The following is a 15962-nucleotide window of genomic DNA, read 5'->3' as shown; positions in this document are numbered from 1 at the left end:
GCCCCTGCCGCGCCCAGCGGACGTATGGACGCCGAAGCCACTATCGACGCTGTCCGTGACCAGACCGAGACGGAGCGAGACAGACTGGGCTCGGACAAGGTGCTTATCGCAGCAACAGATGCGACACTGGAGACGGAGGCAGTCCTCACGGTGGCGGCGACCCGTGAATCAGGGAGTGCAGATATCCTCGGCCGGTGGGCAGCCGAGACAGACAGTGACGTGGCGGCGCAGTTCGAGGCAGCTGCCGAGGCCGCGATGGAGCGGGCGAACCGCATCGACGCAGACGCCGGTGACCCGGACGGGTTCGTCGACCATCTGGAAACGGTGAGCGGCACTGCACGGCGCGTTGGGGCCGGCCTCGTCGCCGCGCCGCTGGTCGCCGACCGGTTCTACCTGCAGGTGGTGAGCTTCTTCATCAACGAGGCGGACGAGGGGCGAGCCGATATGTTTCGTGGGATTCGAGACGAGGCGTCAGCACTTGACGACGGGGTGACCGCTCTCGCACACCTCTCGGAAGCCGAACGCGAGACGGCAGCGGCGGCCGCGACGGATGCTATCGGAGCGGCGTACGCCGACTACGCAGAAACGCTGGAGGGGATGGGACTGGACCCGAAGCCGATCTGCTAGTCGAGCCGGTAGGTCGCGACGCGGTTGGCGGCATAGAGGAAGCCGGCGACAGCGCCGGCGACGGCGATTCCGACGCTCGTTATACCGCCTCCGCCGAGGAGCCACATTTTGTCGAACGGGAGTGAGAACAGGTCACGGACGGCGAGCAGGTACGTCACGCTACCCGGCGCAACGGCCACGCCGAGGACGAGGAAGTACAGCCCGAACGCCCAGCCGCTCGGAACCACTACTTCGTGGCCCTGCACAGACGACGACTCGAACTTCGGGAACACGACGCCGGCCCCAACGGCGATAGCCGGTGCGGCCAGGGTTGCGACGAGTGCGACTGTGAGTCCGACGGCGAGCGTGACTGGCGGTGTTCCGGCGGCGACGCCGAGGCCGACAACCAGTAGCGTCGTCACCACGACGCCGGGGAGTGCGCCTGCGAGGACAAGTCCGGTGACGAACGCCCGACCGGAGACGTTGGCGGTCAGTGTTAGCGGCAGGACCCCCTCCTCGCCGCCGAGTGGATTGAGCGAAAACGCGGCCCCGAACGCCGCCGCGCTGGCCAGCCCGGCGCTGAGCGGGAGCGTCGGCGGGACCACTCGCTCCAGAATGACGATCTGGAGGTGATACACCAGGAAGAAAAACGGCATGATCGCGAACTGCACAGTGATGGGCGCTCGCCTGGCACGGAGCCACGATTTTTGGGCGACCACGCGGGTTGCCGTCGAGATCCGTCCTCTCAGCAGCCGGTCAGAGAGTGTTCGCTTGTCGGCGTCGAACTCGTGGTCGGGCTGGACCGGATCGACATACCAGGTCTGCGCAGCTAGCCACAGACACGCAACTGCGCCTGCCGGGAGCGCGCTGAGAATCCCTGCCGTGGCGACGGCGGCAGTGACCGGATTCCCGCCGGTCCCCAGCACGAGCAGGATCACGTCGGCGGGCCACGAGAGCGGGGAGTGGGTCGCTAACCGGAGCACGCGGAGCTGTATCGTCGGAACGGCTGTCATCGCGACCCAGCCAAGCGGCAGGATCAGCGAGACGGCGGCTCCGACACTCGCGCGATGACTTGCGATGAAGGCCGAACGGTTCGCGACCAGTTTCGTTACTAGCCCCAGACCGAAGCCGAGGACCGTGCCAAGCAGGGTAACCGCGACCGACCCGACGAGGGCTACGATAGCGACGAGTACACCGCCATCACCGACTACAAGCCCGCCTACCAGCGCCAGAATCGGGATAGTGAGTGCGCCCACTACTCGACTAGCCTCGGCAGCGAGCAGCCCGGCCGCCGCGTCCTCGTAGGGGACTGTCGTCAGCAGACCGTCGGCAGCGTCCGGTTTGCCGGCCGATTTCACCGTATGCTGAAGCGTGAAGAAGCCGACGAGTCCGAGCAGCCCGACGATACCAGCTGTCGTTGCAAGCCTGACCGTCTGGGGGTTGCTGTCGGTGAGAAAACCGCCGAGAAAGAACGCTCCCACGCCGATAACGAGACTGTAGATGATGATACCCACTCCCCCGCCGAGCAGCAAGAGCGTCCCGCGTGTCGTGCCCACGAGCTTGCGCCAGGTACGCCGCAGTTCCGTCCGCGCGACCAGCCGTATCCGCCGCCCGTTCGGGCGTCTCATCGGTCACCCGGGTGCTCGCTGGTCACGTCGAGGAACACGTCTTCGAGCGTGCTTCCGGACGCGACGCTGCCGGTCAGTTCCTCGGGCGACCCCTCTGCGACAAGGTCGCCGTCGTACAGGACGCCAACGGTGTCGGCTAACTCCTCAACGACAGGGAGGATGTGTGTCGAGAGGAACACTGTCGTCTCCGCGGCCGCGACCTCGCCGATGGTATCACGCACTGTCCGGGCCGCCCGCGGGTCCAGTCCCGAAGTGGGTTCGTCGAGAAAGAGCACATCGGGATCGTGCAACAGTGCCTGAATGAGGCCGAGTTTCTGTTTCATCCCCTTCGAGTACGTCTCGACGCGCCGGTCGGCGTCCGCGTCGAGGTCGAACCGGTCGAGCAGTGACTCCACGCGGTCCCAGTCCTCGTGCCCGCGCAAGCCGGCGACGTACTCCAACTGCTCGCGGCCGGTGAGTTCGTCGTACAGCGGCGGCTCTTCCGGGAGGAAGCCGATGTGTTCGACCACCGCGGCGCGGTCGGCGACTGACTCGCCCGCGACTCGGGCAGTGCCGTTTGTCGGGTTCGTCAACGTCGTCAGGATGCGAATCGTCGAGGTCTTGCCCGCGCCGTTGGGGCCGAGAAAGCCGAAGACGCTCCCGCGCGGGACTGTGAGGTCGAGGTCTTCTATCGCCGAGACCCCGCTGTAGCGCTTCGTCAACCCCTCGGTGACGATTGCGGGTGCTGGAGGGCACATACGGGCAGTGCCGCACCGACTGTGAAAAGGTCTTCCCGTTGTCGGGGGCGGCTGACGGCGCTGCCGGCGTTACTCTTCGACGGCTGCGTCGGCGGCATCCGCGTCGGCATCGCCTTCGTCACCCGCGTCGGGATTCTCGACCACTTCGATACCGCGGTTGTTGACAGCAGACGGATCGAGACCGACCTCCTGTAGAAAGTTCTTGTACTCGCGCTCGCACTGTTCGGCGTCCTTCTGGCGGTCGCTGGCGCGGTCACACAGCGCGACGAGGTCCTCGGGCACGTCGTTGGTGTAGACGATCCAGTGGTTGATGAGGTCCGAGAGGCGCCGAATCGGCGAGGTGAAGTGGCCGTAAATCTCGAAGTTCAGGGCGTGGTGGCCGCCGAAGGGGTCGTTCATGTACTTCGCCCGGGGCATCACCTTCATCACGGCCCATTGGATCTTATCGAGCTGGCGACCGGGAGCCTGTTCGAGCGTGGCGTTGACGGCCTTCCGTGGGTCGTCCCAAGCGTCGCCGGGGATGGAGACGCCGTCGAGTTCCTGTATCTCGACCAGTGCCTCGTCCCACTCGTCGGGACTGGGCTGGGGATGGACCCGATACATCGCCTCGACGCCGCGGTTCCACATCAGTTCGTGGGTGACAGCCTTGTTGGCCTTCAGCATGCACTCCTCGATGATAGTGTGGGCGCGGTCGCGGGCGGGGTTGAGGACAAGCGACCCTTCCTCTTTGCGCTGTTCGTGCATCCGGTCGGCCAGTTCCCAGACGCGCTCGGTTTTCTCCGCGAGGTCGACGCTCTTGTCCTCCAGCACGTCGTCTGCGGTCTCGGGCTCGTCCAGCAGGCGCTCGGCCTCGGTGTAGGTCAGGCGAGCGTCCGAGCGGATGACGGACTTGTAGATGTTTATCTCCTCGTAGCCGAGGTTCTCCTTGTCGAGGTGCATCTCGACGGTGTGAGCCAGGCGGTCCTCGTTGGGGACCAGCGAACAGACGGTCTCGGCGAGGACGGGCGGCAGCATGTGGACGGTATAGGCCGGGAGGTAGACGGTGTTCCCGCGCTCGACGGCCTGCTCCCACATCTTCGTGTCGGGGTTGACGTAGTGAGTCACGTCGGCGATGTGGACCCAGAGGACGATCTCGTCCTCGCGCTCCTCGATGGAGATGGCGTCGTCGAAGTCCTGGGCGTCAATGGGGTCTGTCGTCCAGGTCGTCATCTCTCGGAGGTCCCGGCGCTCGTCGACCTCGTCCTCGATTTCGGCCTGCACGTCCTGCGTTCGCTCTTTGGCCTCCTCAAGTACCTCGGGCGGAAACTCGTCGGGGATGCCGAACTTCTCGAACAGTTCTTCGCGCTTGTTTTCTAAGTGTCGGGCCATCTCCGGGTCGATTTCGACGGGGCCTTGCCCTTCGGCGGTCCCGGCGGCCGCCTGCGCGTCCTCTGTAGTCATGTCACCCGGTACGAACAGGGCGTAGTTAGGGCTGTCGGGGTGGGACTAGACCGCAACTCCCCCGTCTCATTCCCTGCGAGCGTCGCCCTCGGAGAGTTCCCGGAACCGTTTCAGGAACGTCTCTTGATCGGCCTCGCCCGCTCCGGCGGCATCAAGCGTCGTTTCGAGGCCATCCCGTGGTTGCTGGCACAGCTCGGCAAAACAGGCTTTACAGAGGTGTTCGAACGTCTTGTCCCGGCGGTCCCACCGGTCGCCGTGTTTGTCGTACTCGCGGGCCTCGGATCGTAAGATGGACTCCCCACACGCGATGCAGGTGACTGACTCTCCCCGGGAATTCCGGGACCCGAACATACCTACGGGTTTCGGGCGATAGCGTTTAGAGGTTTTCGCACAGGCAACAGTCCCCCGTTTTCGGGCCACACGTTTATTCACCAGCCGCTATTACACAGGGTATCGGCTATTCCGAGCCAGGGACACTGAATGAAGCCACCAGAGACACTCGCTCACTCGACGTTGGACACGCTACCCATCAATATCGCTGTCCTCGACGACGAGGGAACGATCCTGTTCACCAACCGCGCCTGGCGGGAGTTCGCGGGCGACGAGGACGGGGAGATGGAGGGGACGAACTACTTCACGACAACTGATGTCGACGCGGACGAATACGCCGGACAGGCAGTCGGCGGCATCGAATCGGTTATCGACGGTGAGCAGGACCTGTTCACGATGGAGTACCCATGTCATTCTCCGGAAGAGAAACAGTGGTTTCTGATGCGGGTCGCACCGTTACCCGACGACGAAGCCGGGAGCGCCGTCGTCGCACACATCGACATCACCCAGCGGAAGCTCGCCGAACTGGCGGCCGAGCGACGGAGCGAGGAGCTCAAAGCCGAACGACAGAACCTCAAACAGCTCGTCGACCGGGTCGACGGGCTGTTGAAAGCGGTGATGGGCGACGTACTGACCGTTGATTCGCGCGAGGCGATCCAGCAGACCGTCTGTGACCGGCTGGCCGAAGTCGACTCCTACCAGTTCGCCTGGGTGTCCGAACTCGACCTGCGCGATGAGACGCTGTCGTCGACGGCGCTCTCCGCCGACCACCCGACAACGCTGTCCATCCCGCTGGACGCCGACGACCCGGTCGCGGAGGCGGCCCGAACCGAGGAGATGCAGGTGGTGACCGGCGACATCGACGAGCAACACAGCCGGCTCGCCGACTCCGATGTGGCATCGGTCGCGGCAGTCCCGCTCGTCTCCGGCGAGTCGCTGTACGGCGTCCTCACTGTCTACGCCGACAGCGACGACGTGTTCGACCCCCGAGAGCAGGCCGTACTGGGGACCATCGGCCGGGCGACTGCTGCGGCTATCGACGCCCGCGAGACCAGCCGACTGCTGACCGCCGACAACGTTACCGAACTCGAACTGCAGGTCACCGACCCGGAGGTCTTCTACATCGACGTGGCGAGCGAACTCGGCTGCTCGATGGAGTACGGCGGGAGCGTTCCCGACGGCGAGGAGACGGTGATGTTCTTCCTCGTCGAGACCGACGACCCCTCTGCGGTCTGCGCCGTCGCCGCTGACCACCCACACGTCTCGGGTGTCTCGCACGTTTCGACGGCCGACTCATCGGCACTGTTCGAGTTCACTGTCTCGGACCCGCCGGTCGTCTCCGTTGTCGCCGACCGCGGGGCCCAGACGGGCGACATCTTGGTCGAACCCGGGCAGGCGACGGTCACTGTCGCGCTCCCGGCATCGATGGAAACTCGGAGCGTGGTCGAGCAGGTCCGCAGCCGGTATCCGGAGACAGAACTACTTTCCGTGCGGGAACGGGACGAACCACCGGTCTCCCGGCAGGCGTTCATCGCAAACGTCGAGGACCGACTGACCAATCGCCAGCTAACGGCGCTCCGGAAAGGGTTCCTGGGCGGCTTCTTCGACTGGCCGCGAGACGTGTCTGGCGAGCAACTGGCCGAGTCAATGGACATCTGCCCATCGACGTTTCACCAGCACCTCCGTGCTGGTGAGCGAAAGTTACTGGAAGAAGTGTTCGAAAACTGGTAACCCGTGCTTTTGAACCCCTCTCTCGACAGCGGACTCCTGACGTGGTTCCCGAAGCAGTTTGGTAGTCTACTTATACGGATAACAACCGTATATACATGTAGTGATATCGAACCAGTGTCCTCTCTGTCGTCAGCGAACGGACAGGACACACGACCCAGTGATAGCGGTGCAACCACGGGTCGACCGGACCAGTACGTACAGCCTCCAGACAAGCGCGCGACGAATCGTCCGCCGAATGACTTCCCGATAGCTTTCAATGCACTCCGATAACATTCAAACGAGCAAATCGATACAGCAGGAAACCGGACGGACGTTCCACCTCGCGACGCGTCTACTTCCGGAACGCATCCGCCACCCGACGTACGTCATGTACGCGTTCTTCCGGGTCGCGGACGAGGTCGTCGACCAGCCGGACGGCCCGCCACCGACCGTCCAGCACGAGCAACTGGAGGTAATTCGCGAGGCCGCGCTCGGGAACATTGACCCGGCTGAAACAGACCACGAGGCGGTTATGGCGGCGTTTCAGGACCTCGCCGAGCGTCACGACATCTCCGAGGAGACGATCAATGTCTTCATTGATGCGATGGAGATGGACATCGCACAGGCCCGCTACGAGACGTTCGAGGATCTCCGCGAGTACATGCGTGGCTCTGCCGTCGCGGTCGGGCACATGATGACAGAGGTGATGGATCCGCCACAGAAGGAAGAGGCGTTGCCCCACGCAACGGCGCTGGCAGAGGCGTTTCAGCTCTCGAACTTCCTGCGGGATGTCCGCGAGGACATCCACGACTACGGGCGGGTGTACCTCCCACAGGAGACGCTTGACCGCCACGGCGTCACCGAAGAGCAACTGGCCGACGCCGAAGTCGACGACGCCTTCCGCGCTGTGATGCAGGAGGAACTGGCCCGGACCGACGAACTGTATCGCGAGGGCGTCGCCGGTATTCGGTACCTGCCGGAAGACTGCCAGTTCGGCGTGTTGCTGGCCGCAGTCCTGTACGCTGACCACCACCGGCTCATTCGCGACCGCGGTTACGACGTGCTGACGGAGACGCCGGATCTCACCCGCCGCCGCCGGCTCTGGCTCCTCGCCCGCACGTGGTGGCACTGGCGGCGCAACGGTGACCCCGAAGCGACGTTTTACACCGTGAGCGCGGTGTCCGAGCGCGGCCCCGGTGAGACGCCGACAGACGCTCACAGCCACGGGCAGCCTACGTGGCGTGGATGACACCCGCGCGTCGGGCGTCGTCGCTGACCCAGTGTCGCACCTGAACTAATGTTGCCCACGCCCACGTATCTCCAGTTCCACGCCCTGTTCGTGGTCCCGGTCGTGGCCGCACTGGTGCTGACGGCCACCTACCGCCTCGGCAGCCGCCGGGACGTACTCACAGCAACGGCTATCCTCACAGGCTTGGCGCTCGTCTACACGACGCCGTGGGACGGCGAGCTCATCCGACGCGGCGTCTGGTGGTACGGCGACGGCGCCGTACTGGTGCGGTTCTGGTCGATTCCCCTCGGCGAGTACCTCTTTTTCGTTCTGCAGACCGCGATGGTGGGGCTGTGGGTAGCCCGGTTTCGGGTGGACACAGCTCGCTCGCTGGCCACGCCGGTACGGACGCGGCTTGTCGGGTTCGCCGCTGCGCTTGTCGTCGTTCTGTCCGGCCTCGCGCTTCTGCGCTCCGACTCGGGGCTGTATCTCGGCTCTCTACTGGTCTGGAGCGGGCCGATTCTCGCCATCCAGTGGTTGTTCGGGTGGCACTTCCTCGCCGGTGAGTGGCGGACGGTGGCCGGTGGGACACTGGTACCGGCAGCCTACCTCTGTGGTATCGACAGCATTGCCATCCGACTCGGGATCTGGACCATCTCGAAACAGTACACAACCGGGTACGCGATTCCCCTGCTTGACCTGCCGATTGAGGAGGCGGTGTTTTTCTTCCTGACGTCGCTGTTCGTCGTGCAAGGGGTCGTGCTCTACGTCTGGCTCATCGACAGATGGAAGTGACCTACCGCAACGCCGTCGAGCCGTCTGTTCGCTACCGGATCGCCCTGATTCCCGGCTGGGTTGCCAGCCTTGCCGTCGTCGCGCCGTTCCTCGCCGGAGTCTCGATACCGCCCGCGCTCCAGTATGTTCCGCTGGTCGTCAGTGCCGTCCTGCTCGGCCTTCCCCACGGCGCGGTCGACCACCTCGCGGTCGCACGCACCCGCGGCGAGCGCCCGGACTGGCGGGCTATCGCCCGCGTGTTCGCGCTCTACGGCGTCGTCGGCGGTGCCTACGCCCTCGTCTGGTTCCTCGCACCCGCCGCGGCCTTTGTCCTGTTCATCGCGGTGACGTGGTTTCACTGGGGCCAGGGCGACCTGTACGCGCTGGTCGCGCTGGCCGACGCCGACCACCTCCGGTCGCTCCCCCAGCGAGTCGGGGCCGTCCTCGTCCGGGGCGGCCTGCCGATGCTGGTCCCGCTGCTCGCGTTCCCCGAGTGGTATCGCCGCGTCGCCACGGACCTGGTGTCGCTGTTCGCGCCCGACGCCGCGGCCGCCATCGCTTGGGCGTTCCGGACCGACGTGCGGACCGCGCTCGCCCTCGCCTACGGCGCGCTCGTCGTGGCGACGCTGGCCGTCGGGTTCGCTCGCGCCGACGCCCGCCAGCCGTGGCTGCTTGACGCCGGTGAGACGCTGGGCCTGCTCGCGTACTTCGCCCTCGTTCCGCCGGTGCTCGCCATCGGCGTGTACTTCTGTCTGTGGCACTCGCTGCGCCACGTCGCCCGCCTGCTGCTGGTCGACGACGACGCCACTGCCGCGCTCGAAAACCGCGACCCGACAGCCGCGCTGGCGCGGTTCGCCCGCGACGCCGCACCCCTGACCGTCGCCTCGCTCGCCCTGCTCGGCGGGCTGTACTTCCTGGTCCCGAACCCGCCGGGGTCCGTCCCGGAGTGGGTCGCGCTGTATCTGGTGTTCATCGCGGTCGTCACGTTGCCCCACGTCGTCGTTGTCAGTATCATGGACCGCGAACAGGGCGTCTGGGTGTAGTCGGCTACCTCTATAGATGGCGCTAGGGCCGGATGTCTGGAAGAATTGAACTCGAAAATCACGGAGGGGCATCCGCGCGAGCGAAGCAAGCGCGGTTCACCGAACGCGAGTGGAGCGAGCGTTCGGCCTTTTTCGCCCACGGTTTTGCGCCGAGTGGTGCGCTTCGCGCACCCGATGCGGAAAAAGGTGGGTTACTTGCCCTTGCCGCGGTTGCTGCGCAGCGACGGGCGGGTCTTCTCGCTCCCTTTGCCCTTACCACTGAGACCGCGGTTGCGGCGGCCGGCACCGGTCAGACCGCGGAAGACGCGGTCGGCCTGGTCGTCGGCACAGATCCACGACAGGTCGTCGTCGTTCTGGATGGCCGGGTGGTTCGGGTCGATGAGGATGACTTCGTGCCACTTCTGGCGGCCGTCCTGGCCGACGGAGTAGCTGTTGAGCACGCGCAGGTTCGGGAAGGTGCGGGAGGCGCGTTCCTCGGCGACGCGCTGGATGTCCTTCCGGCGGGTGATGCGCGTGACACCCTGGCGCTTGGAGCGACGGCCGGCCTTGTGTCGCTGTTTGCGTGCACTACCCTTCCGGACGGAGACGCGAGCGACGATAACGCCCTGTTTCGCCTTGTAGCCCTGCGAGCGAGCCTTGTCGAGGCGGGTCGGGCGCTCGATGCGTTCGACGGCCCCTTGATCGCGCCACTCCTGCTGGCGCTGCCACTGTAGTTCCGCGAGCTGTCCGTCACCTGGGTTCTTCCAGGCGTCTCGAATGTACGAATATGCGCTTCGTGCCATGTGTATTCACCACGGGCGTTGCGTGGTTCAAGTCGCGTTTCGCGACTCACATCCCGACCTGCACACGCAGGTGCCCGCTGGTGCCCGTCGTCCAGCGAGTTACTCCGGAGTTTGCCGTTCGGACTCTTAAACGGTTCGGACCTGACCAACGGATGTGAGCTGGTCACGCAGGGACGCGATCGCTGAAAGCGTCGGATATCTGTGAGTTAGCAACACAAATCGTTAAGTTGTTCCCAGCCAGAGAGTCATGTATTACCATGACAGACCTTGGTGGCTTTCAGGACCACGTGGCGCGAATCGACCTTGGGGACGGGGACGTAGCCTACGAAGGTATTGACGAGGAAGACGCGAAAAAGTATATCGGTGCGCGAGGGCTCGGCGTGAAATACGTCTTCGACCAGGGGCCAGATGTGGACCCGCTGGGGCCGGACAACCTGCTGGCGTTCATGAACGGGCCGCTGACGGGGACACAGGTGACGATGAGCGGTCGGATCGCCATCTGTACGAAGTCGCCGCTGACGGGGACCGTCACTGATTCCCACCACGGCGGCTGGTCAGGCGCGCGGCTGAAGTGGTCGGGATTCGACGGACTGCTGTTCGAAGGGCAGGCCGACGAACCGGTGTACGCGCTCGTCGAAGACGGCGAGGTGGAACTGCGCGACGCCTCACACCTCTGGGGCCAGGGCATCCACGATACTATCGACGACCTCGAAGGCGAAATCGAGGGCGGCTCGCTGGGCAAGAACCTCTCTGTGATGGCAATCGGTCAAGGCGGTGAGAATGAAGTCAAATACGCCTGCATCGTCAACGAGGACGACCGCGCGTCGGGCCGCGGTGGCACCGGCTGTGTGATGGGCAACAAGAAGCTCAAAGCCGTCGTCGTCAAGTCCAGCACCCGGATGCCCAAGCCGAAAGATCAGGAGACGTTCCAGGAGGGCCACAAGCAGGCGATGCAGGTCATTCAGGAATCCGACGTGACCGCGCCCAACGAGGGCGGCCTGTCGATGTACGGAACGAACGTCCTGATGAATCTCACCGAGGAGATGGACGGCCTCCCGACGAAAAACGCGAAATACTCATCGACGCGGTCGTACTCGGACGCCGAGGGCGACGGCGAGCGCATCATCGACTCGGAGAACGTCTCTGGCGAGAACGTCCGGGAGAACATCCTGGTCGACGAGCCGACCTGTCACTCCTGTCCCGTCGCCTGCAAGAAGGAAGTCGAGGTGCAGGCGATGCACAAGGGCGAGGAGATGAACGTCCGCACCGAATCCTACGAGTACGAGTCCGCGTGGGCGCTCGGACCCAACTCCGGCCACGTCGAGCGCGACAAGATTGCGGTGATGCTCGAACGGTGTAACGACGTGGGAGTCGACACCATCGACGTGGGCAACACCATGGCGATGGCGATGGAGATGACCGAGGAAGGCAAGTTCGACGACCTCGGCGACGGGATTGATTGGGGCGACGCTGACACGATGATCGACATGATTGACATGATCGCCCACCGCGAGACGGAACTCGCGGACCACCTCGCTGAGGGGCCGGACCACCTCGCCGAGGAGTTCGACGCCCACACCAACTCCCTCGCGGTCAAGGGCCAGACGATGGCCGCCTACGACCCGCGCTGCATGAAGGGGATGGCAATCGGGTACGCGACCTCGAACCGCGGCGCGTGTCACCTGCGCGGGTACACGCCGGCGGCGGAGATTCTGGGCATCCCGGAGAAGGTCGACCCGCGAGAGTGGGAGGGCAAGGGCGAGCTGTGTGCCACCTTCCAGGACCTCCACGCCATCAGCGACTCCTTCGACATCTGCAAGTTCAACGCCTTCGCGGAGGGCATCGAGGAGTACGTTCTGCAGTACAACGGCATGACCGGACTGGACGTGAGCGAGGAGGAACTGATGGAGGCCGGAGAGCGCATCTACAACCTCGAACGGTACTACAACAACCTCGCGGGCTTCGACGGCTCCGACGACGACCTGCCAAACCGGTTCGTCGAAGGCGACGAGCACGCGATGCCGGCACAGGGCGGTTCCGAGGGCGAACTCGCGGAGCTCTCGAAGATGAAAGACGAGTACTACGAGGTGCGTGACTGGGAGAACGGTGTCGTTCCAGACGAGAAACTCGACGAACTGGGAATCGACATCGGCCCCGGAACCGGCGTCAGTTCCGGCGGCGCAGCGGCACCGAGCGACGACTGAGGCGGCACCGGCTCCCGAACACATTTCAGTCCCCGAATGCGCAAGGAAGATATCGACGACTTCGAATTCCAGGTAGAGTCTCGACTGACCAGCCACGGCGTTTACGTCACCGAGTTCGCCGACGAGGGCGACACGTATCGGCTCACCTACGAGTCGATTTCGGCCGACGAGGCGGCCGTCATTCCACATCGGGAGATTGGCCGGGTCATCAACGTCTTCCGGGACCTCCACGCTGACGACTGGTCCGGGGTCGACATCGAGGCGACCGTGACAGACCTCGACGACACCGAACTCGGCGAGTGGGCGGTCGACAGCGAGTGGATCGACGACCTCGAAAACGGCGACCTCTCGGAGACGGATTTCTCCCAGCGGGTCTTGGAGACGATTACGGTTCGGCAGTAACTGCCAGCACGTCCCTGATTTCAAGCGTCGTCTCGAACTCCTCGCTTCTGTCCAGTCGCCGGCCGTCGCGCTCGAACTGGGCGGTGTGGGCCCGCCGAACCGCGTCCTGTTCGCGGTCGCCCAGTCCGAGCTCTGTGCCGATACTGTCCCAGTGGCCCGACTCGGCGCAGACGTAATCGGCTTCTCTGGGGCCGCTGATGCGTTCGTACTCCCTGTCATAGGTCGCGCGGTGCTCCCGGAGATACGTCTGGACCCGTTCCAACAGGTCGGGGAGCTGGTCGAGTGGAATGCTCGCACGCGTGCCAGCCAGCAGGACGATCTGCCCCTCGATTGGGTACGACGAGTCAGCCATCGCTGCCCGGTCAGCCGCCCGCTCGCATCGCTTTCTGTGCGAACTTCTCGATGAGCGGCTCCAGTGTCTCCGGCTCGCCATCGAACTCGATCGTCACCTCGTTGAGCTGCAGGCTCGGGCCGATAGCGACTTTCTCCTCCGAGAGTGTCGCCGCCCAGCCGTCGCCTTCGACGGTCGCTTCGCCGCGTTGCTCGCCGCCGAGGTTCTCCAGATACCCGATAGCGGCTCGAACCGAGATGCCGCGAAAACTCCGTTCACGCTCCATCGTGTGGTCGTTACGGGTGCGGTCGTCTAAACCTATCGGCGTCCCTGTGCTGTTGTGACACACCCGCGCTATCTCGGCTGGGGGCCACCGCTCTCGGGTGGATACGGCCTACCCCGGACGGATACCGTCGTCGACGATGCGGGCGTTGCGCTCGCGGTTGATGCGTTCGTCTAAGTTCTCGTGGTCGTAGATCTGGGCGATGACGGCGGCGTGGAGGTCGCGCCAGGCCATCGCGTAGATAGGCGACTGGCCCCAGGCCCGGAGTTCGACGACGTACTCGTCGTAGGCCTCCCACCGACTCTCGAACTGTTCGATGTGGTCGACGACGGCACTAGCCGGCTCTTCGGAGTTGAGCGCGGCGTTGAGTTCCCGCTCCCAGCCACCGACAGCCTGTTCCATATCGCGTTTCGTGTCCTCGCTGTCCGGCGGCAGCGACTCAACAATCCCGGACGGAATCCCCAGTTCGATATCGTCCATATCGCCACACAGAGTTCGCCGCAAATAAACCCCATCGATGGGCGAACATGTTCGACTTCACTGATTTGTAGGAGCGGGGTGTAGCGCACGTATGAGCAGTGAGACACTGGAACGGGAGATGTCGGACCCGGATCTGACCACCGTTGAGGTCAGGTGTACCGGCCACGTTCGTCGGGTCGTCGGTGAACCGTCGCTATCATACACATTCGAAGGGAACACGCTACGTGACTTCCTTGACGCGTTCTTCCGGGAGTACGACGTGAGCGAGATGCTCATTGCGGAAACCGAAGCCGACGCCACCACCGAGGGCTGGGCCCCGGAGATGGCGGACCTGCCGGGCGACTGGGCGAAAAACCCCGAAGGCGAGCAGACCAGATGCTACGCGCGAGTGGCGGTCAACGGTGAGTTCAACGAACATCTCGACGGACTGGACACAGAATTAGAAGCCGGCGACCGCGTCGGATTGATGTTCCCGTTCATCTTCTGTTGTTGATTCGGGACCCGACTGCAGCAGGACCTAGCCCCCGGCGACTGGCGGAAACACACTGAGTTCGTCCCCGTCTTCCAGTGCGGTCTCTAGTCCGTCGAGATGCGTGATGTCCGTTCCGTTCAGGAGGATTGTCAGGTACTCCCGGAGTTCGCCGTCCTCGAACAGGTCCATCTCTGTGAACTCCTCGGAGAGCTGCCGGAGCACGTCGCCGGCCTGCAGGTCGCTTTCGTACTCGCGGTGAACCGTTTTCTGTCCGACGGCTTCCCGGAAGTTGGCGAAAAACCGCAGCTCGATTTGCATACCGCTGGGTTGGCGGTCGAGTGGCTTAAATCACAGCGCTCGGACCGCGTGCTTCGAACGAGCAACGGATTTACTCGTTGTATTCAATCGATCATGGACCTCGAATTCCTATTCGATGGGAACGACTTCGACCCGTTTTAGCGTCCCAGTCCATGACTCCGCATATGGAACGTGTGGTCGCGAGCGATGACCCGATGATAGATGTCGACCGACTGCGAGCGGAGCTTGACGCCGACGTCGTCGCGGCGGAGACCGGCGACGAGGACTCGCTCCGGGACGCCGCCGCCGGGGCGGCGGCGCTGGTCGTCGACGTGAACACGCCGGTCACTGCCGCGGTACTCGACGCACTGGACGACCTCAAGGTCGTAGCGAGGGCGGGCGTCGGTATCGACAACATCGACGTGTCCGCGGCGGCAGACAACGGCGTGACCGTCACGAACGTCCCCGAGTACTGTACCGATGAGGTTGCCACCCACACGGTGACGCTGCTGCTGGATTGCGTTCGGACGCTCACGGCGTACGACCGCGACGTTCGCGACGGCGGGTGGGGCTGGGAGCGAACCCGGCCGGTACATCGTGTCCGGGGCCAGACGTTGGGTCTCGTCTCCTTCGGTCCCATCGCACGGCGGGTGCGCGACCAACTGCGGGGCTTCGACCTCGACGTCGTTGCGTACGACCCGTACGTCGACGCCGAGGAGATGGCCGAAGCCGATGTCGAGAAAGTCACGCTTGAGACGCTGTACGACCGGGCTGACTACGTCTCTCTCCACGCGCCGCTGACCGATGAGACGGAAGCGATGATAGACGCCGACGCTCTCGCGGCGATGCGTGACCAGGCAATCCTCGTCAACACCGGTCGCGGCGGCCTCGTCGACGAAGCGGCGCTCCGGACGGCGCTTGAGGACGGCGAAATCGCGGCCGCCGGCCTCGACGTGCTGGCCGAGGAACCGCCGGCGGCGGACCACCCGCTTGTCGGCCTGGACAACTGCATCGTCACGCCCCACGCGGCGTGGTACTCCGAGGAGGCCCGCGACGACCTGAACGACGCCGTCGCCGCGAACGTCGGGGCCGCGCTGGCCGGCGAGACGCCGCCGGACCGCATCGACCCGGAGACCGACTGGCTGTAGCGGCGGCCGCCAGTCCCCGCGTCGTAGCAACCGTACTAGCTTATCTCCTGTGACAGCCTTCCACCAG

18 protein-coding genes are annotated in these 15962 nt (G+C 64.6%); 9 read left to right on the top strand and 9 right to left on the bottom strand.

Annotation, left to right across the window (positions count from 1 at the left end; translation table 11 throughout):
- Positions 1-24: 24 nt before the first annotated feature.
- On the top strand, positions 25-627 hold the full coding sequence (locus tag DVK01_RS03535) for a transcription antitermination protein (RefSeq protein ID WP_121535419.1): 603 nt from the start codon (positions 25-27) through the stop codon (positions 625-627).
- On the opposite strand, the gene DVK01_RS03530 is transcribed toward DVK01_RS03535, so the two are convergent.
- From DVK01_RS03530 to DVK01_RS03515, 4 genes are all read right to left on the bottom strand, one after another.
- Positions 624-2234 (bottom strand): hypothetical protein, encoded by a 1611-nt coding sequence (locus DVK01_RS03530; protein WP_198560189.1) that lies wholly within the window; start codon positions 2232-2234, stop codon positions 624-626. The genes DVK01_RS03535 and DVK01_RS03530 overlap by 4 nt on opposite strands.
- Entirely contained in the window at positions 2231-2971 is a 741-nt protein-coding gene (locus DVK01_RS03525) for an ABC transporter ATP-binding protein (RefSeq protein ID WP_101350920.1), read from the bottom strand. Before DVK01_RS03525 ends, DVK01_RS03530 begins: the two co-directional genes overlap by 4 nt.
- A 69-nt stretch (positions 2972-3040) precedes the next feature.
- Complete coding sequence (locus DVK01_RS03520) at positions 3041-4411, bottom strand: ribonuclease R family protein (RefSeq protein WP_121535417.1); 1371 nt, start codon at positions 4409-4411, stop codon at positions 3041-3043.
- A 66-nt stretch (positions 4412-4477) separates the two neighbouring features.
- Positions 4478-4762: a hypothetical protein gene (locus DVK01_RS03515; RefSeq protein WP_101350918.1), complete on the bottom strand. Its 285-nt coding sequence runs from the start codon at positions 4760-4762 to the stop codon at positions 4478-4480.
- Positions 4763-4891: 129 nt separating this feature from the next.
- On the opposite strand from DVK01_RS03515, the gene DVK01_RS03510 reads away from it, so the two are divergent.
- The 4 genes from DVK01_RS03510 (at position 4892) to DVK01_RS03495 (ending at position 9496) form a co-directional block, all read left to right on the top strand.
- Entirely contained in the window at positions 4892-6472 is a 1581-nt protein-coding gene (locus DVK01_RS03510; RefSeq protein ID WP_121535415.1) for a bacterio-opsin activator domain-containing protein, read from the top strand.
- A 256-nt stretch (positions 6473-6728) separates the two neighbouring features.
- Positions 6729-7700: a phytoene/squalene synthase family protein gene (locus DVK01_RS03505; RefSeq protein ID WP_101350916.1), complete on the top strand. Its 972-nt coding sequence runs from the start codon at positions 6729-6731 to the stop codon at positions 7698-7700.
- A gap of 48 nt (positions 7701-7748) precedes the next feature.
- Positions 7749-8474, top strand: coding sequence for a lycopene cyclase domain-containing protein (locus tag DVK01_RS03500; RefSeq protein ID WP_101350915.1), 726 nt, complete (start codon positions 7749-7751; stop codon positions 8472-8474).
- Positions 8465-9496 (top strand): Brp/Blh family beta-carotene 15,15'-dioxygenase, encoded by a 1032-nt coding sequence (locus tag DVK01_RS03495; protein ID WP_101350914.1) that lies wholly within the window; start codon positions 8465-8467, stop codon positions 9494-9496. The genes DVK01_RS03500 and DVK01_RS03495 overlap by 10 nt, the downstream gene beginning before the upstream one ends.
- A 191-nt stretch (positions 9497-9687) precedes the next feature.
- Here the strand turns inward: DVK01_RS03495 and DVK01_RS03490 are convergent, their stop codons facing one another.
- Positions 9688-10278, bottom strand: a complete 591-nt coding sequence (locus tag DVK01_RS03490; RefSeq protein WP_101350913.1) for a 50S ribosomal protein L15e — start codon at positions 10276-10278, stop codon at positions 9688-9690.
- A gap of 257 nt (positions 10279-10535) precedes the next feature.
- Here DVK01_RS03490 and DVK01_RS03485 point away from each other — a divergent pair, with 257 nt between their 5' ends.
- Together DVK01_RS03485 and DVK01_RS03480 are read left to right on the top strand one after the other, a co-directional pair.
- Complete coding sequence (locus DVK01_RS03485; protein ID WP_101350912.1) at positions 10536-12482, top strand: aldehyde ferredoxin oxidoreductase family protein; 1947 nt, start codon at positions 10536-10538, stop codon at positions 12480-12482.
- A gap of 36 nt (positions 12483-12518) precedes the next feature.
- Positions 12519-12884, top strand: coding sequence for a hypothetical protein (locus DVK01_RS03480; protein WP_101350911.1), 366 nt, complete (start codon positions 12519-12521; stop codon positions 12882-12884).
- Here DVK01_RS03480 and DVK01_RS03475 read toward each other — a convergent pair.
- The 3 genes from DVK01_RS03475 to DVK01_RS03465 form a co-directional block, all read right to left on the bottom strand.
- The gene (locus DVK01_RS03475; protein WP_101350910.1) at positions 12868-13236 is read right to left on the bottom strand and encodes a hypothetical protein; all 369 of its coding nucleotides are present in this window, start codon (positions 13234-13236) and stop codon (positions 12868-12870) included. The two genes, DVK01_RS03480 and DVK01_RS03475, sit on opposite strands and share 17 nt — an antisense overlap.
- A 10-nt stretch (positions 13237-13246) precedes the next feature.
- Positions 13247-13501, bottom strand: a complete 255-nt coding sequence (locus DVK01_RS03470) for a hypothetical protein (RefSeq protein WP_004591078.1) — start codon at positions 13499-13501, stop codon at positions 13247-13249.
- 108 nt (positions 13502-13609) lie between these two features.
- Positions 13610-13978 carry a hypothetical protein gene (locus DVK01_RS03465; protein ID WP_101350909.1) on the bottom strand — a complete coding sequence of 123 codons (369 nt, stop codon included), beginning with the start codon at positions 13976-13978 and terminating at the stop codon, positions 13610-13612.
- 91 nt (positions 13979-14069) lie between these two features.
- Between DVK01_RS03465 and DVK01_RS03460 the strand changes: the two genes are divergently transcribed.
- Positions 14070-14471 (top strand): MoaD/ThiS family protein, encoded by a 402-nt coding sequence (locus DVK01_RS03460; RefSeq protein WP_101350908.1) that lies wholly within the window; start codon positions 14070-14072, stop codon positions 14469-14471.
- A 24-nt stretch (positions 14472-14495) separates the two neighbouring features.
- Here the strand turns inward: DVK01_RS03460 and DVK01_RS03455 are convergent, their stop codons facing one another.
- Positions 14496-14768 carry a ubiquitin-like small modifier protein 1 gene (locus DVK01_RS03455; RefSeq protein WP_053967310.1) on the bottom strand — a complete coding sequence of 91 codons (273 nt, stop codon included), beginning with the start codon at positions 14766-14768 and terminating at the stop codon, positions 14496-14498.
- A 164-nt stretch (positions 14769-14932) separates the two neighbouring features.
- Between DVK01_RS03455 and DVK01_RS03450 the strand changes: the two genes are divergently transcribed.
- Positions 14933-15895, top strand: coding sequence for a C-terminal binding protein (locus DVK01_RS03450; protein ID WP_121535413.1), 963 nt, complete (start codon positions 14933-14935; stop codon positions 15893-15895).
- Positions 15896-15962: the final 67 nt, after the last annotated feature.

This window comes from Haloarcula sp. Atlit-120R (genome assembly GCF_003665885.1).
Classification (GTDB): Archaea; Halobacteriota; Halobacteria; order Halobacteriales; family Haloarculaceae; genus Haloarcula; species Haloarcula taiwanensis.
The sequence above is the reverse complement of the archived record's forward strand: the minus strand, read 5'-3'. Positions and strand labels throughout refer to the sequence as shown.